Consider the following 20,583-nt stretch of genomic DNA (forward strand, 5'->3'; position numbering starts at 1 on the left):
GTTGTTCCAGCCATCTCGCAATGACGCGCAAGCGTGTCCGCGGCGCGAACTCCGTCACTGGATCTGTTGCATGGTGCATTGACGCGGCGCCTTGTCCGGCCGCCAGCGCAACAGTTTGGTGCCATGCCGGAACCTGTCGCCGGTGACATGGTCGAAGCGGACCTCCACCACCAGTTCCGGCCGCAGGGGCTCCCATTCGCCGCTGCGCTGCGTGCTCCAGCGGCTAGGCCCACCCGGCGCCTTGCCGGTGAAGCCGGGCCCGCCACGCAGCTTTTCCAGCTTTCGGGTGACGCCAGCCCGGTCATCCCTGCCAATGGTCGAGGTAAAACCGACATGGTCGAGTTTGCCGCTCTCATCATAAAGGCCGAGCAGGAGCGAGCCGACCTCCTTGCCGCCGGTCAGATAGCGGAATCCTCCAACCACGCAGTCGGCCGTACGCAGCCGTTTGACCTTGACCATCGCGCGTTCCCCCGGCCGGTAGGGGTCGGCCAGCAATTTGGCGACCACGCCGTCGGTGGAACCATGGCCGGCTTCCTCAAGCCAGCGTCTGGCGATCGCCGGATCGGTCGTGCTGGGCGAGAGCCGCAACCCAGGCTCGGCGCAGTCCTGAACAAAGCCCTCGACTGCCAGGCGTCGTTGCGTCAACGGCTCGCCGAGCAGGATCGTGTCGCCTGGCGCGACCGGCATGTCGAACAGGATCAGCCGGGCAGGCGTTTGCGCGCTCAGCTTGCGGATGCGGCTTTCGGCTGGGTGAAGCCGCATCTGTAGCGCGTCGAAAGAAAGCTGGCCTTCGAGCTCGATGACGATCTCGCCATCGACGACGAAATTGCGGGCCTCGACCTGCCGCAGCATGGCGACGAGCTCCGGGAAGTAACGGCCGAGAGGTTTGCCGGATTTGGCGCGCAAGTAGACATCCGTGTCGCCTTTGAAGGCGAGGCAGCGAAACCCGTCCCATTTGGGCTCGTATTGCCAAAGGCCTTCCCCATCCGGCAGGATGTCGGCTGCCTTGGCCTCCATGGGGGGCGTGTCCAGGGGTAGGGCAAACCTGTCCGTCATTGCCTTTACTTTCTGGGGCACGGCGCCAGCGGCGAAGCCCGCCAGCCGCAGGAGCTTCAGGCACCGAGATCGATCAAAGCCACACCGAATTCAGCTCGCTTGCGGCGGCGCAGGTGACCCGGCGCTTCCACCACGGTGATTTCCAATGTCGGCCGAACGGTGCCTTCGAGCAGATGGCCGCCTTTGGTCGTGCCGTCGCTCAAACCAAGCACCGCGTGGACATGAAGGCTTGGCTTGCCATCATCGCCCGTCGCGACATCACCGATCGCGCTCAGGACCTCGCATTGTTCGTCGACCGGGATTTTTCGATAGGTCTTCGCCTCCAGGTCGAACCAACCGACGGTGGCCCGTTGAAACGCGCCGATCGCCGTCAGGGAGGCGCTACCGATCTTCTGCTCGACCGCGAAGCTGGTCAGCGCCGCGAACGCTTCCTCGCCGGGGTCGAGCACCACGACAAATGTCCGTTGGCCATTGGCCTCGTTGACGAGTCGCGATTTCATGCCGGCGTTCCAATCCTCGCGGTCGGTCAGTGGGCGTGGTGTTCGGCGTTCCTCTTGCGGGTCGCCGCCGCCTTCTTTGCCGATTCGGACCGGTTGGCGGCCGATCGGGAAGCGGACGCCTTTCCGCCGCTTTTGCCGCCCTTGTGCGCCGCTGGGTGCCCCGTGTGCTTGCCCCGCCCGGAGCCGCCTTCCTTCTTGCCGCCACCATCGTCCTTGTTGACCGTCGCCCATGCGCGTCGCTCGGCTTCCTTGTCGGAGACGCCACGCTTCTCGTAGCCTTCGGCAATATGATCGGCCTTGCGTTCCTGCTTGTCGGTGTATTTGGATTTCTCGCCTCGGGGCATGATCGTTTCTCCTTCTCGATGGAGGTTGAACGCCAAGCCGGCGCCCGGGTTCCAAGCGCGGTCAGCCTTGCCCGATACGCCCTATCGCGGCGGCTGTTGCAGCCAGGTAGGTTCAACCGATCGCGAACCTGACCACCGCCGCCAGGGTCAGGATGCCGACCAGTCCTGCCACGAAGATGATCCGGCGCGTGCGGGTTCGCAGGATGATCTCGCCTTGGCGCGCTGGGAAGACAGTCCATTTTCGCCGCGTCCGTCTTTATCGTCTTTGCCATGCCGGTCATCGCTCATGACCGCCTCCTGTCGGGCTGTTACGCCTCGGGCGCAGTCGCGGGTGCCGTGTAGCGCCGCCGAACGGCATCGAGCACCCATTTGCGGCTCTCGTCCGCCGAAAGCTTGCTGTCCTTTTCCGCCTCGGCGGTTTCGCGGGCGAGGTCCTTGTCCCTGATCTGGTGGCGGAACCATTTCGAATAGTCGCCCGCGCGCAATTGGAACTCCCAGGTCTTGTCGTCTATGCCTTCGGCCATCTGAGCAAAGATCATCAGATTATGGGCCCTGAGGTTCATCGCATCGTCGGGACCGCGGAAATAGAAGCTGCCGGTCTCATCGAGTTGACCCTCGGCGTATTTGCGGCTGTGGCGCTTGAGAGACTGGCGAGGTTCTATGACCTTGATCGTCGTGATTTTTTTGCGCGCCCCCGGCCGCCAGAACAGAACCCGATCGCCCTTGGGCGTGGGAATGTCCTTCGGCGGCTCGATGCCGGTCTCATGGCAGAAGGTCTTCACCACGTCCTTAGCCTTCGGGCCAAGGGCGATGACGGCCGTCATCAGACGCAGGGCGTCGGTCGAAATCGCCTCGGGATGGACGGTGATCAGGATCGTGCCCGGCAATTCCAGGGAGAGCACGGCGCGGGTGTCGTCGCGCCGCTTCGGAAGAAGATGGTGCGCTTCGTCGATGACCAGCCAATGCGGCCTTGCGGTGCGGCGACGGAAACTGCTAAGGCCAGGCAGCAGGTCGGCAAAGAAGTCAGGCCGTTCGTTGACACGCAGCGCCAGCCCGTTGACGACGACATTGCTGTCGGCCTTGGCGATCAGGTCGAGCACCTGTGCCTTTGTCGGCGCGCTCGATGCATCCCCCAGCCGAACGGCGCCCTCGAGGCCGTCATAGTCACCCTCCGGGTCGAAGACGCAAAACTGAAATCGGCTGTCGACGAAGCGTTCTGTCAGCGCGGTGGCCAAAGTGGATTTGCCGATGCCCGAACTGCCGGCGATGAGCACGCTTTCGGTCGGCGACAGATAGATGTCGTCGCCACCGGACGATCCCAGGACAATCCCGTCGTGACGTTTCGGCACGATCCCGTGGTCGCTTTGATCAGCTTGACGATCAGTTCCTCGACGCCTTTGCCGCGTGCACCGCGCGTGACCAGGTCCGCGGTGCTTTTGACCGCGGGAATGGCATTGTCTACCGCAACGCTGCAGCCGCAGGCTTTCAGGAAGGCGTGATCGTTCTCGGCGTCGCCGATACCCACAACATTGTGCGGCGACAGGCGAAGGTCCTCGAGTGCTGCCGCCAGCCCGGTGGCCTTGTTGACGCCGCTCGGCAGGATCATTACCGCGCCCTTGTTGAAGATGATCTCGAGTTCGAGCCCCATCTGCTTGATGACCTCGAGCACGGTCGCCTGATGCGGTTCCCAGGTGGCGACGATTGACCGTCCCACCGAAAGCGGCTTCACCCCCTGCTTTTTCAGCCTGGCGACGAATTCGGGCTCCGGCGATGGTGAGATCGCCCGCTCTTCCTCGCTGGCCGGTGTGTAGATCAGGGCGCCGTTTTCGGCGACGACCTTGTCGAACAGGCCGACATCGGGAAACACGCGCTTAAGGTCGGGCAACTCGCGGCCGGTGACCAGAAGCAGTTTGCGGCCACTTTTCTTGAACCGCTCCAGCGCGGCGAGCGTCTTGTTGGAGACCGTCCCGTCATGTGCGAGGGTCCCATCATAGTCGGTCGCCAAGGCAATGAAATACATTGCGATGACCTCAGTAGCCGCCGACGATCGGCAGGATCTCGCCGGTGATGTAACTTGAGCAGTGCGGGGAGGCGAGGAACACATAGGCTGGAGCCAGTTCCTCCGGTTGGGCCGGCCGTTTCATCGGCGTGTCGGCGCCAAATTTCGAGACGTCGTCGGCTTCCTTGTCGGACGGATTGAGCGGCGTCCACACCGGGCCAGGCGCGACCGCGTTCACCCTGATGCCCTTGGCGATGAGGTTGCCCGAAAGCGCTCGCGTGAAGGCATGGATGCCGCCCTTGGTCATCGAATAGTCGACCAGCTGCTTCGAGCCTTCTATGCCGGTTACCGAACCAGTGTTGACGATCGCCGAGCCCGGCTTCATATGCGGCACGGCTTCCTGCGCCATATGGAAATAGCCGTAGAGATTGGTCTTCAGCGTCGTGTCGAAATGTTCTTCGGTCAGGTCGCTGAAGTCGCTGGAATGGATCTGGAAGGCGGCGTTGTTGACCAGCACGTCGATGCGGCCGAATGCTTCGACCGTGGTCGCCACGGCATCGTGGCAGTCCTGGCGTTCACTGACGTCGGCCTTCAACAGGATGCAGCGCCGGCCTTCTTTTTCAACAGCGGATTTTGTGTCTTCGGCGTCTCTGTCCTCGGCCAGGTAGACGACCGCGATGTCGGCGCCTTCGCGGGCGAACAACACCGCCACCGCGCGTCCGATGCCCGAGTCGCCACCAGTGATGAGAGCCACCTTCCCTTCGAGTTTCTTTGATCCGACATAGTAGGGTGCATCGTAGAGCGGAGCGGGCTCGATCGCCGCTTCATGCCCGGGTTTCGCCTGATGTTGCTTGGGGAAGGGCGGCTCGGGATAGGTCCGGGCGCCTGCCTGCATGGCGTGCTCCGCCTTTCCGTTGCGCTTCGATTTGTCCTTGGCATCGATGCCGCGCTGGATATGGCGCTGCTTGGCGGCTTCACCGGCCGTTTGTGACTTCGTCTGCATGATCGTCTCCTCGGCTGAAGAAAGTTCAACGCGCGGCAGACCGGCGGGTCTGCGCGACGCATAGGCTTGTCAGAAGGTATCGTCGCCCGTCCGTGTCAGTCCTTGACGTAGGCGCCGGGTTGGCGGCCCGACCTTGGAGCCTTCGCGTCCTTCGAGTGCTCGGAGATCGCCGGACCCGCGCCGGATGTCTTCTGTGTCGCGGGGCTGGGCGTCGCCTTGCGAGGCGGGTTCTGTCCTTCTGACTGATGTGTCTCTTCATTTGTCTGATCCGCCGGTCGCGTAAGCCCCATACCACCCGCCGGTGGCTTGTTGCCCGCTGCGTCAGACGAGAAATCATCGTTCGGATCCGGGCCGGTCCTAGCGGGATACTTCCGTGCGCCGGTTTCATATTCGGTTCTGTCGCGTGCCATGGCGTCCTCCATGTTTGACTGAACGGAAAACAGCCGCCGGGCGATCAGGTTCCGAACAAACGGTGATGGTCACCCCTTTTCGCCAACGGTCGCATCGCCCTTCGCGTGCGACAGTTGCCAAGTACATTTGGATCGGGTGACGTCATCATCCGGCATGCAGGGGGGCGATCGCGAACGACGTTTGCGCGCTGCCAATCTCGCGGCTATTTCAAAGGCGGCTCCGCGGGAGAAAAATCTTTCCCGATTTCGGCACACGGCGACCGTGAATTCCTTTTGTTCGGCAGCAATGTCTATAAAAACTATGGACATTGGCGAACTGGTTCGAAAAGATCACAGGGCATCCATCATGACCAATCCGGCCATTGTCGGCTTCTCCGGCAACTTCACGCGGCCCTCCAAGACCCGCGGCTTCGTGGACCATATCGTAACGGAGATCGCCCGACGATACGGCCTCGCCGCCAGTACCCACGACATCGTCGATCTCGGTCCCAGCCTTGGCAATGCCAAAGCCACGCGGGACTTGGACGTACAGGCTCGCGCCATCCTCGAGCGGATCCTGGCCGCCGACGTCCTGGTGGTCGGCTCGCCTACCTACAAGGGCAGCTATACCGGTCTGTTCAAGCATTTCTTCGATCTCGTCGATCCGGCGGCCCTCAGGGGCAAGCCGGTGCTGTTGGCGGCGACCGGCGGCGGCGATCGCCATGCATTGATCGTCGAGCATCAGCTGCGGCCGCTGTTCGGCTTTTTCGAAGCCTTTGCGCTGCCGACGGCCGTATACGCCTCGGAGAAGGATTTCGCTGATGGCGTGCTGGCATCCGAAGCGATCCGGGCCCGCATTGGCCTCGCCGTGGACGATGTCGGTGTAGCGCTGTTTGGCCGGCAGCACGCCAGGATAGCCGCCGAGTAGCGTGCTCGGAACATATCCCGCTCCGACCCTGGCGCGCGCTGGAGCGCTTGTCTGAAGCCCCGCCGTTGAACGCGCCTGTGCGCCGCAGGGTGACTTCCATTGCACCGCCTGGCCGCCCGGTCGCAATCAGCGGACGCTGATGCTCCGCATGCACGGACGACCACGCCCGAAGATTATCCGCTGCTAAGACCGGAGCATAGCGGCGTGCTCTTCCGTCAGAGGCCGAACCGGTCCTTCACCCGGCCCGAAATGATCGCCGCCCTTACGCCAAGCGGCCAGAAGCGGTGGAGCCGGATTGGCTTCAGTCCCGATATCGGCATCGGGAAGGGAGTGGTCTCGTCGCCGCGCAGGCGGTTTGCCAGCGCATTGCCCATCGCCGAGGCCATGGCAACACCGCGGCCATTGTAGCCAAGGCAGATCAGCACGCCGTCTTCCGGCTCGTGAACGTGCAGAAGATGGTCTTTAGTGATCGCAACCCGGCCGTTCCAGCCATGTGTCCACCCCGTTCCAGCAAGCGCCGGCCAGAGCCGTAGCGCATAATCGGTGAGATAGCGGATGGCGGAAGCATCGCCGATGGGCCTCATCGGTCCCCGTCCGCCCATGAGGAGCCGGTTCTGGGCGTTGATGCGGTAGTAGACGGTGATGTTGCCGGCTTCGTAGACGACCGGTCTTTCGGGAAGAATTGCATCCGCGACCGTGGGCGACAGCGGTTCGGTCGCCGCGATGGCGCTGAACACTGGAACCAGCGACTGCTCTAGGCCCGGCCACAAGTTTCCCGTATAGCCGTTTGTCGCGACAAGGACCTTCTCGGCGCTGACGGATCCGTTTGCGGTCTCGAGCACCCAGCGCCCGGCCTGCCTGCTCAGCGAGAGAACCTCGCTGCCGCCAAATATCCGCGCGCCGGCCTTCCGCGTGGCGGCCGCCAGGCCAAGCGCGTATTTCAAGGGATGGAGGTCGCCGCCCCGAGCATCGAACATGCCGAACATGTATCTGTCCGTGCCGGTTCGCGCCGCCATCGCCTTTGCGTCAAGCAAGCCGACCGGCATCCCCCGCCGCTCGCATTGATTGGCCGTGGCCCGCACCGCGGCTGCCGGCTTCGGCCGGATGGCCGCGCGTATGGTGCCGTTCTGCCGGACCTCGCAATCGATCGACAGGCGCTTGATTAGGTTGAAGGTGAAATCCGGAGCACCGTAGGAGAAGTCGATCATCCGCGCCCCGAGCTCGGGGCCGAACATCGCTTCAATCGTGTCGGGATCGTATTTGAGGCCCGGATTGACCTGACCGCCATTCCGGCCCGACGCTCCCCATCCCGGCTGATAGGCATCGAGCACGCAGACGTCGTCGCCGGCTTCCGCCAGATGCAGGGCGGTCGACAGGCCGGTGAAGCCAGCACCGACGATGGCGACCCTCGCCCGCCGCGCGCCGGCAAGGGAGGGGTAATTGCCGATGCTGCCAGCCGTATCGCGATAGAGGCTCCGGGGGCGGGCTGCTTTCGTTCATGGACGGAGGCTTTCACGACAAGGCGGCCGGCTTGAGGGCACGATAGCTCTCAATGGCCGATATCCTGCATGCGCGGCAGACCCAGACTCTCGTGTTGGATACGCCAGCAATCCTGCATGTTTTCGGGAGGTCACGACATTTACGACAGGCCTGCCGCCCGTGGCATGTCGTATGAGGAGCCAATTATGTGATCGCGCGTGCGACGGATGACGTCCTGCTATCGCAATCAAGTTGTTTGTACATGCTTGTACATGTAAATCGATCTGATAGTCTCTGCGCCAAGGAGCGGCCAAGGAGGATCACATGCGCAACGCTTCTCTTTTCGACCTCTCCGGCAGGAAGGCGCTTATCACCGGCGCCAGCCGTGGCATTGGCCGCAGCATCGCCGAGGCGCTGAGCGCGGCCGGCGCCGACGTCGCGGTCACGGCCCGTAGCCTGGACTCGCTTGACGAGACGACGGCGGCCATCCGCGCGGCCGGCGGGGTTGCGCACGCCATTGCGCTTGACGTAACCGATGTCGGCCAGTGCCGAACGGCTGCTGCCGAGGCAGATCGCCTGCTTGGCGGCCTCGACATTCTCGTCAACAATGCCGGACTGGAAGAGGTCCGGCCCTCGCTCGACGTTGACGAGCCGCTGTGGGACCGGATCGTCGACACCAATCTCAAAGGCGCGTTCTTCTGCGCTCAGGCGGCGGCACGGCAGATGCGGGACGCCGGGCGGCCCGGCGCCATCATCAATCTCTGCTCGTTGACTTCAGAAGTCGGCATTCCGACGGCGGTGCCATACGGCTCGTCCAAGTCGGGCCTGCTCGGCATGACCCGGGCGCTGGCAGCGGAATGGGCGCAGCTTGGCATCAGGGTCAACGCCATCGCCCCAGGTTATTTCAGGACAGCGATGACAGAGGTGTTCTACGCCAACGAGGCGTGGCGGCAATCCATGCTCGGCAAGATCCCGCAGCATCGTTTCGGCGATCTGCGCGACTTGCACGGCGTCGCCGTGTTCCTTGCTTCGGACGCCTCAGCCTACATTACCGGCCAGTCCATTCCGGTGGATGGCGGTTTCCTCGCATCGATCTGAGGCGGCTCGCCCAGTTCGGGAACAAAGTCTTCCGCAATGTGACCGGCCGGCGCATTGCTCTGAACAGAAGGAGCACCCCATGTCCGACATCAGCTTCCACGATCTGTCATCCCTAGATACCGCGCAACGGGCCGGTCTGCTGAAACGCGCCGAGGGCGATCTGTCGGCCTTCGTCGAAAAGGTCCGCCCGATCATCCAGGCCGTCAGGGAAGAGGGTGACGCCGCCCTGATCCGCTTCGCCAGGGAGTTCGACAAGGCCAATGTGGCGGAAGGCGGACTGAAAGTGTCGGAAGCGGAGTTCGACGCGGCCTTCGACAAGGTCGAGAAGGATGTCGTGGAGAGCATCAGGTTCGGCATCGAGAATATCAGGCATTTTCATGAGGAGCAGAAGCCGGAAACCATGTGGCTCAAGGAGATCCGGCCAGGCGCCTATGCCGGCGACAGGTACACGCCGATCGCATCGGTCGCGCTCTACGTGCCGCGCGGCAAGGGCGCCTTTCCGTCGGTGACGATGATGACGTCGGTTCCGGCTGTGATTGCCGGCGTGCCGCGGATCGCGATCGTGACGCCGCCAACCCCGGATGGGTCGGTGGACGCGGCCACACTGGTCGCCGCTCGCCTTGCCGGCGTCGGGACCGTCTACAAGTGCGGCGGCGCTCAAGCCGTTGCCGCCGTCGCCTACGGCACCGAGACGGTCAAGCCGGCACTCAAGATCGTCGGCCCGGGCAGCCCCTGGGTGGTGGCGGCCAAGAGCGTGCTGTCCTCGATCATCAATACGGGCCTGCCTGCCGGACCGTCGGAAGCCATCATCTTTGCCGACGACAGTGTCGACGGAGGCCTTGCCGCGCTCGATCTGCTGATCGAAGCCGAGCACGGGCCGGATTCTTCAGCCTATCTGGTGACGCACAGCCGCAAGGTCGCCGAGGCAGCACTTGCTGCACTTCCCGACCACTGGTCGCGGATGACCGAACAGCGTGTGGAATTCTCGCGGGCGGTGCTGACCGGAAAGCGCGGCGGCATCGTGCTGACGGCGTCGCTGCAGGAAAGCTATCGCTTCATCAACGACTACGCGCCCGAACATCTGGAAATCCTGTCGAAGGAGCCGTTCGCGCATCTCGGCCCCATCACCGAGGCGGCCGAAATCCTCATGGGCCCGCATACGCCGGTCACTCTTGCCAACTTCGTCCTGGGGCCGAATGCGGTGCTGCCGACCAGCCGCTGGGCGCGAACCTATGGGCCGCTTTCGGTGACGGATTTCGTCAAGCGCTCCTCGGTCGGCTATGTCACCTCGGCCGCCTATCCGGAACTGGCGCAGCATGCTCGCCGGCTCGCCCGCTACGAGGGGTTCAGCTCGCACGAAAACGCGGTCTCGGAGATCCGCGACCGCTATCTCGCCGGTTGAGCGGAGACGATCGCGATGAAGGCGGCACGACTTTATGGACAGGGCGATCTGCGCGTCGAGGACATCGCCGCGCCAGGCATTCCCGATGGCGGCTGGGTAAAGCTCAGGGTCGATGCCGCCGGCATCTGCGGTTCGGACCTGCACAATTTCCGCACCGGTCAATGGATAAGCCGGTCGCCCTCGACGGCCGGCCATGAGTTGACCGGCACGGTGATCGCCCTGGGCGAGGGGGTCGATACCATCGCCGTCGGCGACAGGGTCGTCGCCGATTCCCGTTTCTGGTGCGGAGACTGCGCGCAATGCCGTGCCGGCAAGCGGCAACTCTGCGTCACGCTGGGCTTCGTTGGTGAAATCTGCGACGGGGGTTTTGCCGAACAGGCGGTATTGCCCGCACGTCTGCTGCATGTAATCGACGCCAGCCTTGACGAGCGTGTCGCGGCGATGGCCGAGCCGCTTGCCGTCGCGCTGCACGCGGTGCGGCGTCTGCCGAAGACGGCAGGTTCGGTTCTGGTCGTCGGCTGCGGGCCGATCGGCGGTCTTGCCGCGCTGTTGCTTTCGCGAACCTTCGCCGGCACGGTGCTTGTCGCCGACCGCAACCAGGCGCGCTGCGCCCGCGTGGCGCGGGTGACGGGCGCCACGATTGTCGGTCTCGACCGCGATGCCGTTGCAGCCGCTACCGCCAGCGTCCCGCTGCTGGCGGCCGTCGAGGCGACCGGCAGCGTCGCGGCGTTCGGCCAGCTACTCGGCGTTCTCGATCCTGGTGGCGCGATAGCGATGGTCGGCATCTTCCATGGCCGCCTCGACATCGACCCCAATGTTCTTGTCGAACGCGAGATCGCGTTGCTCGGCTGCCATGCTTTCGCGGACGAATTGCCCGACGCTGTGCGGATGCTGGGTGAACTGAGTGAACCGCTGCTGGCCCTTGTCGATTGCGAGATCGGTCTGGACGACATTCCAGCCGCCTATGAGCGGCTGTTGGCGGGAAGCAGCGATGGCTTGAAAACAATCATCCGCATGCGGCAACCTGCCGGAAAGGGTTTTTGAAATGATCGATTTGCCCGACACGGCAAGCCCCCTCTACGAGAAGGTGAAGGACTACATCCTGACCAACATCGGGACGGGCCGGTGGGGCAAGGACCGCAAGCTGCCGTCCGAGAATGAGCTGGTGGCCTCACTGGGCGTGTCACGGATGACGGTTCACCGGGCCCTGCGGGAGCTGACCTCGGCGGGATTCCTGATCCGGCTGCAAGGTGTGGGAACATTCATCGCGCCGCCCCGGCCGCAGTCGACGCTGATCGAGATCAACAATATCGCGGCGGAGATCGTCGAGCGCGGCAACAGCCATCGTTCCGAAGTTCTCGTTCTCGAAGCGATGATGCCGACCAAGGAACTGGCACTGTCGTTCGAGTTTGCGAAGCGGGTTTCGATCTATCACTCCGTCGTTGTCAATTTCGAGAACGACTTGCCGGTGCAACTGGAAGAGCGTTTCGTCAATCCGGACCTGATCCCCGACTACGACAAGCAGGACTTCACCAAGACGGCGACCTATGACTACCTGATGCAGAAGACGCCGGTGACCGAGGTCGAGCATATCATCTCCGCGATCCCGGCTGACAAGGAGACGGCACAGCATCTCGGCATCGATGTCGGCAGTTGCTGCCTTCTCCTGCATCGCAGGACATGGACGGGGGCAGTCGTGGCCACGATCAGCAAGCTGACCTATGCCGGCAGCCGCTACTCGCTCGGCAGCCGCTACTCGCCTTCCAAAGCGAGCTGAAGGCGACGAGCCAATGCAAGCCGCCGAGCTGGATCAACCTGAATTTGAGTCCCTCCAACTTGTATATGCATGTATGTATTTCAGCCTTGACATCCGCTGCCGCTGCCGCTGAAATATGTTAGCGCTTCAACCATGAAGTGGCGGGCAAGACGCCGAGGCACAGTGCCGCAAGAGCAGAACCCCGCAGTCTCACCAGACCGGATGCCTGGGTAAAAAGCGGTCTGATCATCAAGGGGAACGAAAGATGACGCTTAACCTAGCAGGACAATTTCGCGCGCTCGTGATGGCCGCCGCGATCGGGCTCGCCACCGCCCCGGTGGCCCACGCAGCCGATGCTGCCATCCCGACGACACCTGAAGCTGGATCGTTCAAGATAGGCATCGAGCCGTGGCTTGGATATGGCCAGTGGCACGTCGCCGAGGCCAAGGGACTGTTCAAGACAAACGGTCTGTCGGACGTCCAGATCGTCAATTTTGCCGAGGACAAGGATATCAACGCGGCGCTCGCAAGCGGCCAGCTCGACGCAGCCAACATCGCCACCCACACGGCGATGGGCATGGTTGCGGCCGGTCTGCCGGTGAAGATCGTGCTGCTGCTCGATGTCTCCATGACCGCCGACGCCATCGTCGCTGGCAAGGATGTCACCTCCATCGCCGATCTCAAGGGCAAGCAGGTCGCTTTCGAGGAAGGCACGACGAGCGACATCCTGCTCAAATACGCGCTGGCCAGGAACGGCATGTCGGTCGCCGATATCCAGCCGGTTCCGATGCCGGCCGCCGACGCCGGCGGCGCCCTGATCGCGGGCCAGGTGCCGGTCGCGGTCACCTACGAGCCGTACCTCACTGTCGCCATGGCGCAGAACAAGGACGTCAAGCTGCTGTTCACCGCCGGCGAGGATCCCGGCCTGATCAGCGACGTGCTGGTGGTGCGCGATGAGGTGATTAAATCGCGACCCGGCCAGGTGCTGGCCATGATCAAGAGCTGGGACGCCGCGCTCAAGGACTATAACGCCGACACCCCCGGCAGCCGCGCCATCATCGCCAAGGCGGTCGGTTCCGACGTCAAGGACCTCAACACCGCTTTCGACGGGGTGCGCTACTATTCGCTCGCCGAAAACAAGACGGCGCTCACCGGAGAGTTTACCACCAAGACATTCGCCGATGTCGAAGCGGCCGCCAAGAACGCCAAGCTTCTGCAGGCCGATGTGACGCCGGAGCAGATGATCGATCCGTCCTTCGTCAAGGCGGCGCGGTGACGAGATCCGGATCGCGGTGGTAACGCGGATGTCCGGAGAGCCTCCCGCGAAAACCGGCTTGGCCCGCCCGGCACGAGCGCCCGCCGCAAAACAGGCAAGGCGACGCCGGTCCTCCGGGATCGGCGTGCCCATCGCCCGGTCGCGTTTCCTGGCGATAGCGGTGGCCGTCTTTGTCGGCCTTGGCCTCGCCTGGTGGGCGGCGACCGGGCTGGGATGGGTGAAACCCATCTTCCTGCCGTCGCCGGGCAGCGTTGCGACCCAGATCGCCAAGCTCGCCGCCGACGGCACCTTGTGGCTCGACCTCAGGGCCTCGATGTACCGCATTTCCATCGGCTTCCTCCTCGCCTCGGCACTGTCCATACCGATCGGCGTGCTGATCGGCAGTTTCCGCTCCTGGGAGGCGGCCATCGAGCCGCTGGTGGATTTCATCCGCTACATGCCGGTTGTCGCCTTCGTGCCGCTCTCCATCCTGTGGGCTGGTACCGGCGATACCCAGAAATTCCTGATCATCTTCATCGGCACTTTTTTCCAGCAGGTGCTGATGATCATGGACAATGTGAAACGGGTTCCCACCGACTTCATCGGCCTTGGGCGCACGCTCGGGCTGCCGGACCGCAAGATCCTGACGCGCATCGTCGTTCCCAGCGCCTTGCCGGGCATCTGGGACACGCTGCGCATCAGCCTCGGCTGGGCATGGACCTGGCTGGTGCTGGCCGAACTCGTCGCGGCGACATCCGGCCTTGGCTATCGCATTACCGTGTCGCAGCGCTATTTCCAGACAAACACCATCATCGGTTACATCCTGCTGCTTGGCGTGCTCGGCCTCATCACCGACCAAGCCATGAAGGCCCTGGAGAAGGTGCTGTTCCGACAGGAAGGCCACCCGCAATGAGGAACCGCCGGTGACTGTTCCCAAATTGCGCATCGCCGGTCTCAACAAGAGCTTCGGCACCGGAGAGCGGCGCACGCAAGTGCTGCGGGACATCAATCTCGACCTCGCCGACAACGAGTTCGTCTCCCTCGTCGGCACGTCGGGCTGCGGCAAGAGCACGCTGCTGTCGATCGTCGCGGGACTGCAGGATTTCGACGCCGGCGATCTCAGCATCGATGGCGCGCCGATCCTGCAGCCGGGCCTCGACCGTGGTGTTGTCTTCCAGTCCTATACGTTGCTCCCCTGGCTGACGGCGCGGCAGAATATCGAGTTTGCCCTGAAGGCCGCCGGCTATGATCGCGCCGCCTGCCGCGAGATCGCGCTCGAGCATCTCGACCTCGTCAAGCTCACGCAAAGCGCCGATCGCTTCCCGTCCGAACTGTCGGGCGGCATGAAGCAGCGCGTCGCTATCGCCCGCGCTCTCTCCTATCGCCCCAAAATGCTGCTGATGGACGAGCCCTTCGGCGCGCTCGATGCCTTGACCCGACACCAGATGCAGGAACTGCTGACCCAGATCTGGGAGGAGCACCGGCTCACGGTGCTGTTCGTCACGCATGACGTGGAGGAGGCCGTTTATCTGTCGGACCGCATCGTCGTCATGGGGATCGGCCCGGGACGCATCATGCAGACCTTCAACGTCGACATCGAACGCCCGCGCCGGGAAGAGGTCATGGAGGCCCCGGCCTTCATGGATTTGCAACGCGGCGTGCACAAGGCGATCCGCGAGGCGTCGAGACGTCCCGAAATGGCGTGACGCCAGCAACCTTCGTCGGCCCCGCGCCAGCCTTGGCGGCGTGCTGCAACAGCGCAGCGGGTCGCTCGGCGTGTTGATCGCCGCGATGCTGCTGGGCCTGATAGCGGCAAAGCCACGTCCTGACGCAGGAACTCGTTGGCGGCCACGTCCTGGGATCTCGCAAATAGGTCTTGTCGGAGGCATCAGGCAATCCGTCGGCTCGCACCCTGCCGGCACCGGTCACGTCGCTTTGCCGACCGAAGCGTCCGTTCCCATTTCTTCCTCGGAAATGTCGTCGAAGGAAGCGTAGTTCATGTTGTAGAGGCGGGCGTAAAGACCTTTTCTCTTCATCAACTGTTCATGGTTGCCGCTTTCGACGATCTCGCCATTCTGCAGCACGATGATGCGGTCGGCGCCCCGTATGGTCGCCAGCCGGTGCGCGATGACCAACCCTGTGCGCCCTTCGAGCAGCTTGATCAATGCCTTCTGGATCAGCATCTCGGTGTAGGAATCGATGCTGGCGGTGGCTTCGTCGAGCACCAGGATCTTGGCGTCGGCCACCAGCGCCCGTGCGAAGCTGATCAGTTGGCGCTGGCCGAGCGAGAGATTGCCGCCGCGCTGCTCGAGTTCGGTGTCGTAGCCGTCAGGCAGTTGCTCGATGAAGTCATGCGCGCCGACGGCCTGTGCGGCGCGCACCACCTCTTCGCGGCTGGCGCCGGTCTTGTGATAGCGGATGTTCTCCAGCACCGTGCCGGAGAACAGGAACGGCTCCTGCAGCACCATGGCAACCTGATCGCCGAGCGAATCCTGCGTCAGGTCGCGCACGTCATGGCCGCCGACCAGGACCTCACCCGACCAGACATCGTAGAAGCGGTGCACCAGCGCCATCGAACTCGACTTGCCTGATCCGGTCGGTCCGACAAGCGCGACCGTCTCGCCTGGACTGACGCGGAAGGAGATGTTCTTCAGCACCGGCTGGTTAGGCCGGTAGCCGAAGGTGACATTCCGGAACTCGACCGAACCGTCCATGTCGCGCGACAGCGCCACCGCATCTTCCTTGTCGCTGACATCCACGGGCACGTCGAGCACTTCTGAGATGCGCTGGCCCGACGCCATGGCGCGCTGCATGACGCTGTATTGCATGGTGAGCGAGCGGATCGGGTCGAAGAAGCGCTGGATGTAGAACAGGAACGCCACCATCACGCCGATGTCGAGACTGTGCGACAGCACCATCGACCCGCCGACGACGATCACGGTCGCCATGGCGATGCCGGTCAGTGTGTCTACGATCGGCACCATCACCTGCGCGTATCGCGCCGACCGCAGATGGGCGTTGAGATTGGCCAGCACCTTCTCGTCATAGAGATCGAAATTGACGTGCTGGCGCTCCAGGCTCTGCACCGTACGCACGCCGTGGATGCCTTCGGCCAGCGCCCCGTTGGCGATGGAGTTGGTCTCGTGCGCGGCCATGAAGGCGACCTTGGCGCGCGGCAGCCAGAACAGGCGCACGATGAACAGCGCCGGCATGGTCGACAGCGTCAGCAGCCCGAGCCGGAAGTCGAGCCACAACAGGACGGTGACGATGCCGAAAAGAAGCACGATGTCGCCAACCGACATCACGGACGTCTCGAGGAATTCCTGCATCGAATTGACGTCGCCCTGCAGGCGCGACATCAGCCGGCCGACCTCGGTCTTGTCCATGAAGCCCAGAGAGACCCGCTGCAGGTGGCTGAACATGGCGCGGCGCAGGTCGGACAGCACGTTCTCCGCCACCTTGCCGACGACGCTCTCCTGGACATGGCTGGCGGCATAGTTGATGAGGATGATCGCGGCAAAAACGGCGATCGCGGTGATCATCACTGAACGGTCGAGCCTGCCTGGCGCCATGCCGTGATCGATGGCGTAGCGGATGACCAGCGGAATCGCCAACTGCGTCAGCGTGAACACCAGCACCGCCGCGACCGAGATGAAGATCCGGCCCCCATATGGTCTGACGAAGCTCCAGATGCGCCTGACGATGCGCGGATCGTAGGCCTTGCCGAAGACCTCTTCCTCATCGCGGTGCGAGCCGACGACGGCCTTGGTCGGGCGTCGGCTTGTGTCTTCCTTCTCGTCGTCCTGTGTCGACATCAGGCGGCTCCCTCGAGCCGATCGTCGTCCGGCCGCAACTGCAGGTCGTAAAGCGCGCGGTAACGACCGTCGAGCGCCAGCAATTGCTCATGCGTGCCGCGTTCCGCGATCCGGCCGCCCTCGACGAACAGGATCTGGTCGGCATGCATCAGCGAACTCAGCCGATGCGAAATGATGAGCGTCACGCGATCCCTGGCGAAGCGCTTCATCGCCACCCGGATCCGCTGCTCGGTGCCGGCGTCGACCGCGGCCGTGGAATCGTCGAAGACCAGCACCGATGGTCTTAGCATCAGGCTGCGCGCGATGGTCAGGCGCTGCCGCTGGCCGCCGGAAAGCGAGGCGCCGCGTTCGCCTACGACCGTGGTGTAGCCGGCCGGAAGCCCGATGATGTAATTGTGCAGCTGGGCATATTCGGCGGCCTGGCCGATGCGGGTCTCGCGCGCCCAGGGATTGCCGTAGGCGATGTTGTTCTCGATCGAGGTGGTAAACAGGAACGCATCCTGCTGCACAACGCCGACCGCCTTGCGCAGCGATTGCAGCGTGACCTTGCGGATGTCTTGTCCGTCGATGGTGATCGCGCCTGAGGTCACGTCGTAGAAGCGCGGGATCAGATGCGCGATGGTCGATTTGCCGCTGCCTGGCGGCCCGACGATGCCGACGGTTTCGCCGGGCCTGGCTTCGAAGGAAACGCCGGAAAGCGTCGGACGCTCGCCCGCGCCCTCATAGCGGAAACCGACATTGTCGAAGCGCAGCACGCCCTCGGTGATGACGAGCTCCCTTGCGTCGGGCGCGTCCTCGATGTCGAGCTCCGCGTCGAGCAGTTCGAACAGCCGCGTGCCGCAGGTCGAGGCGCGCGCGAAGGAGTTGACCATCAGGCCGAGCTGGCGCACCGGCATCTGCAATATCGTCATGAAGGTGAGGAACTGGGCCAGCGTGCCGACGCTGATCTGACCCGCGATCACCTTCTGGCCGCCGAACCACAGCAACAGGCCCATGGCGGCAAGGAAGGAAAAATTCATGGCGCTGGTGTTCGAGACGCGGATCTCGACGCGCTCATTGGCGAGGTCCAGTGCGTCCCGTTTGGCACGGTCGAACTTTGCCAGTTCATGCCTTTGAGCCGCGAAGGCGCGCACGACACGGATGCCGCCGAGATTCTCGTCCATCACTCGGCTCAGCACCGACAGCCGCTCCTGCAGCGTCAGCCAGGTGCTGCGCAGTCGGAGCTGCGTCACCGATGAGCGCCAGGCAACAAACGGCACGAAGCTGAGGCTCAACAACCCGAGCACGAGATCGGTGCTGATCAACAGATAGGCGCCGACACCGATCAGCACGCCAAGCAGCACCACGCGCAGGATACCGGTCGAAAAGAACATGCGCACGCCGTCGAGGTCGAGCAGCCCGAGGGTGATGAGATCGCCGGTATGGACCTTGTCGTGGAAGGAAAAGCTCAGCCGCTGGATCTTCTCGTAGAAAGCGAGCCGCAGCTCATAGCCTGTCCGGTGGCCGACGGCCTCGCCATAGTAATTCTGCGCCATGGTGAAGAGGCCGCGCAGGATGCTGACGACCAACAGCGTCAGCGCCGTATTCCACAGCGCCTGCTCGGCCGCGGTGCCGGCACCGGCCGCCATCACTCCTTGCGCCTGGTCTATGGCGCGCCCCAGGAGACGCGGAATGAAGAGCTGCAGCGTCGCCGCGATAAAGGTCGAGATGAGGGTGATGGCAACCTGCCAGGGATGGCGCAGCGTCATGCGCACGATGCGCAGCAAGGTGCTGAGGCCCTTGCCCCAGGAGGCTTCCGCCACATGGGCAAATGATTTGCCGCGCCTGGCCGCGCTGGTCGCATCCGTGTGCAAGGAAATACCCAGACCGATCCGGGCATTAGCCCGAACGAATGTAGCAGACTCAATCAGATAGCGCGATTTTACGCGCGTCCGACCTGCCCGTTCAAGGGCCAATGGCGGCATCGCACTGTACCTGAACGGCGAGATCGTGTCGCAACTCGCCGCTGGTCTGCCGCCGGTGATCGATCTCGCGCCGTTCCGGGCGGATAGGTTCTGATTGTTCAAAGCCTGCCGGACCAGCAGGACTCCGTTCTCGCATGAGGGAAACCGACGTGATCGCAAATACCGACACCCGCGCCGTTGAACCGGTCGATCCCCAACGCGCCTACGCCGTGCTGGTCTGCGATCTGATCGGGCTGCGTTTCGATGCCGACGGAAAGCCCGACCCTTCGGAGGTGCGTGCGCATATCGAAGCCAAGGGCGGCCGCTTTCATGCGGCTGTGCTTGGCGACAAAGCAGGGCTTGAGCGTGGCCGCGTGCATTTCTTCTATCAGCCGGACCTCAGTACCCGCGAAGAGCTGATCGAAGTCGCCGGCGATGGACGCTATGATGCCGTCATCGCCGCCGCGACCTTCCTGCCCGCCGAAACCGTCTTTCCGCTCGCCGGCGTGCGCATCGGCGCCGGCACCGGCAATATGGGCTCGCATTCCTGGGGCGGCGGCAGCGGCGAGGGCGGTACGGCCGTGCTGATGAATACGCCCGGCATCAACAGCCGCGCCACGGCGCAGATGGTGATGAAGGCGATCCTGAAAGTGCTGCCGGATCTCCCGGTGGACTTGCTTCACAACCGGGTGGCGCACGGCGCCTTCGACACCGGCAGGGAGCTGCGCGATTTCCCGACTGAAAAGCTCGAAGGCAAGACGATCGCGATCGTCGGCTACGGCAATATCGGCCGCGAGGTCGCCAAACTGGCCCGGGCCTTCGGTATGCGCGTGGTGATCCACGCACGGCCCCGGCATCGGGACTGGATTGAGGCCGAAGGCTTTGTCTATGTGGCGGACCTCGTCGATGCGGCTGATGGTGCCGATGTGTTGAGTGTTCATGTCGGCCTGGGTAAGCAGGATGCACAGACCGGCCGCTACGCCAATGCCGGGCTCATCGGCGCGGATGTCCTGTCGCGCATGAACAGAGGCGCGGTGCTGATCAACTACGATCGCGGCGAGCTTGTCGACGTTGCGGCCCTCGGCGAAGCCTTGTCCTCGGGCAGGGTGCGTCATGCCGCCATCGATGCCGACCTGTTCAAGGATGCCGCGACCGGACGCCTTTCCGGGCCGATGCTGCCCTATCTCGGCCTCGTCGAGAAGCATGGCGCCAGGCTTGAGCTCCTCCCGCATGCGGCAGCCGATACGGATCATCCCTCGCGCGTCGCCGGCGCCAAGCAGGCCGTCGACCAGATCTTCGATGTCATCAGCCGAAAGTCAGTGACGAACGCAAAAGGCAGCGTGCCGCCGGCCTACCTTTCCCTTGGAGTAACCACGCCTCCAGGCATTGGACCGGTGACCTCCGGCCAGCTCTTGAAACTGACCGCTAGCGAATGTTCCGAGCTGGCGGATCTCTGCGATCGCCAAGGCCGGTTGTGGAAGGCTCTCTCCGATACCTCGCCTGCCGAGCGAGGCGCCGTTGTCGCCGAGCAGGGCGAAGACCTTGTCCGGTTGATCGACCGCTCCTGTCTTCTGGCCGAGAACCTCAACCTCAGAGGACCTTTCCAGCGATAAGCC

Annotated in this window: 16 protein-coding genes and 1 pseudogene; 9 read left to right on the plus strand and 8 right to left on the minus strand. The window is 63.6% G+C overall.

Going from position 1 to position 20,583, the window contains the following annotated elements; translation table 11 throughout:
• Positions 1-54 precede the first annotated feature (54 nt).
• The 5 genes and pseudogenes from ACVWWD_RS14460 to ACVWWD_RS14480 all read right to left on the minus strand — a co-directional run bounded on the left by ACVWWD_RS14460 (position 55) and on the right by ACVWWD_RS14480 (position 4,902).
• The gene (locus ACVWWD_RS14460; RefSeq protein ID WP_352546881.1) at positions 55-1,056 is read right to left on the minus strand and encodes an ATP-dependent DNA ligase; all 1,002 of its coding nucleotides are present in this window, start codon (positions 1,054-1,056) and stop codon (positions 55-57) included.
• A gap of 56 nt (positions 1,057-1,112) precedes the next feature.
• Complete coding sequence (locus ACVWWD_RS14465; RefSeq protein WP_023782355.1) at positions 1,113-1,556, minus strand: PPC domain-containing DNA-binding protein; 444 nt, start codon at positions 1,554-1,556, stop codon at positions 1,113-1,115.
• Positions 1,557-1,582: 26 nt separating this feature from the next.
• A complete protein-coding gene (locus tag ACVWWD_RS14470) occupies positions 1,583-1,900 on the minus strand; it encodes a plasmid stabilization protein (RefSeq protein ID WP_352546884.1) in 318 nt (105 codons plus the stop codon).
• Between the two features lie 308 nt (positions 1,901-2,208).
• Positions 2,209-3,920 (minus strand): annotated as a pseudogene (locus tag ACVWWD_RS14475) (HAD-IIB family hydrolase).
• A gap of 10 nt (positions 3,921-3,930) precedes the next feature.
• Positions 3,931-4,902: an SDR family oxidoreductase gene (locus ACVWWD_RS14480; protein WP_352546886.1), complete on the minus strand. Its 972-nt coding sequence runs from the start codon at positions 4,900-4,902 to the stop codon at positions 3,931-3,933.
• Positions 4,903-5,658: 756 nt separating this feature from the next.
• Here ACVWWD_RS14480 and msuE point away from each other — a divergent pair.
• Positions 5,659-6,219: an FMN reductase gene (msuE, locus tag ACVWWD_RS14485; RefSeq protein ID WP_352546888.1), complete on the plus strand. Its 561-nt coding sequence runs from the start codon at positions 5,659-5,661 to the stop codon at positions 6,217-6,219.
• Positions 6,220-6,434: 215 nt separating this feature from the next.
• On the opposite strand, the gene ACVWWD_RS14490 is transcribed toward msuE, so the two are convergent.
• Positions 6,435-7,667, minus strand: coding sequence for an NAD(P)/FAD-dependent oxidoreductase (locus tag ACVWWD_RS14490; protein ID WP_457103628.1), 1,233 nt, complete (start codon positions 7,665-7,667; stop codon positions 6,435-6,437).
• 355 nt (positions 7,668-8,022) lie between these two features.
• Here ACVWWD_RS14490 and ACVWWD_RS14495 point away from each other — a divergent pair, with 355 nt between their 5' ends.
• From ACVWWD_RS14495 to ACVWWD_RS14525, 7 genes are all read left to right on the plus strand, one after another.
• Entirely contained in the window at positions 8,023-8,796 is a 774-nt protein-coding gene (locus ACVWWD_RS14495; RefSeq protein WP_352546890.1) for an SDR family NAD(P)-dependent oxidoreductase, read from the plus strand.
• 79 nt (positions 8,797-8,875) lie between these two features.
• On the plus strand, positions 8,876-10,198 hold the full coding sequence (gene hisD / locus ACVWWD_RS14500) for a histidinol dehydrogenase (RefSeq protein WP_023771223.1): 1,323 nt from the start codon (positions 8,876-8,878) through the stop codon (positions 10,196-10,198).
• A gap of 15 nt (positions 10,199-10,213) precedes the next feature.
• Positions 10,214-11,242 (plus strand): zinc-dependent alcohol dehydrogenase, encoded by a 1,029-nt coding sequence (locus tag ACVWWD_RS14505; protein ID WP_352685706.1) that lies wholly within the window; start codon positions 10,214-10,216, stop codon positions 11,240-11,242.
• 1 nt (position 11,243) lies between these two features.
• Entirely contained in the window at positions 11,244-11,975 is a 732-nt protein-coding gene (gene hutC / locus ACVWWD_RS14510) for a histidine utilization repressor (RefSeq protein WP_023771221.1), read from the plus strand.
• Positions 11,976-12,219: 244 nt separating this feature from the next.
• Positions 12,220-13,230, plus strand: coding sequence for an ABC transporter substrate-binding protein (locus ACVWWD_RS14515; protein ID WP_352550286.1), 1,011 nt, complete (start codon positions 12,220-12,222; stop codon positions 13,228-13,230).
• A gap of 28 nt (positions 13,231-13,258) precedes the next feature.
• Complete coding sequence (locus ACVWWD_RS14520) at positions 13,259-14,122, plus strand: ABC transporter permease (protein ID WP_023771219.1); 864 nt, start codon at positions 13,259-13,261, stop codon at positions 14,120-14,122.
• 10 nt (positions 14,123-14,132) lie between these two features.
• A complete protein-coding gene (locus ACVWWD_RS14525; protein ID WP_352550285.1) occupies positions 14,133-14,915 on the plus strand; it encodes an ABC transporter ATP-binding protein in 783 nt (260 codons plus the stop codon).
• Between the two features lie 219 nt (positions 14,916-15,134).
• Here the strand turns inward: ACVWWD_RS14525 and ACVWWD_RS14530 are convergent, their stop codons facing one another.
• Together ACVWWD_RS14530 and ACVWWD_RS14535 are read right to left on the minus strand one after the other, a co-directional pair.
• Positions 15,135-17,024 (minus strand): ABC transporter ATP-binding protein, encoded by a 1,890-nt coding sequence (locus tag ACVWWD_RS14530; protein ID WP_352731036.1) that lies wholly within the window; start codon positions 17,022-17,024, stop codon positions 15,135-15,137.
• On the minus strand, positions 17,024-18,877 hold the full coding sequence (locus ACVWWD_RS14535) for an ABC transporter ATP-binding protein (protein ID WP_352550283.1): 1,854 nt from the start codon (positions 18,875-18,877) through the stop codon (positions 17,024-17,026). The genes ACVWWD_RS14530 and ACVWWD_RS14535 overlap by 1 nt, the downstream gene beginning before the upstream one ends.
• Before the next feature lie 260 nt (positions 18,878-19,137).
• Between ACVWWD_RS14535 and ACVWWD_RS14540 the strand changes: the two genes are divergently transcribed.
• Positions 19,138-20,580 (plus strand): 2-hydroxyacid dehydrogenase, encoded by a 1,443-nt coding sequence (locus ACVWWD_RS14540; protein ID WP_352731033.1) that lies wholly within the window; start codon positions 19,138-19,140, stop codon positions 20,578-20,580.
• Positions 20,581-20,583: the final 3 nt, after the last annotated feature.

The organism is Mesorhizobium sp. URHB0026 (assembly GCF_054059755.1).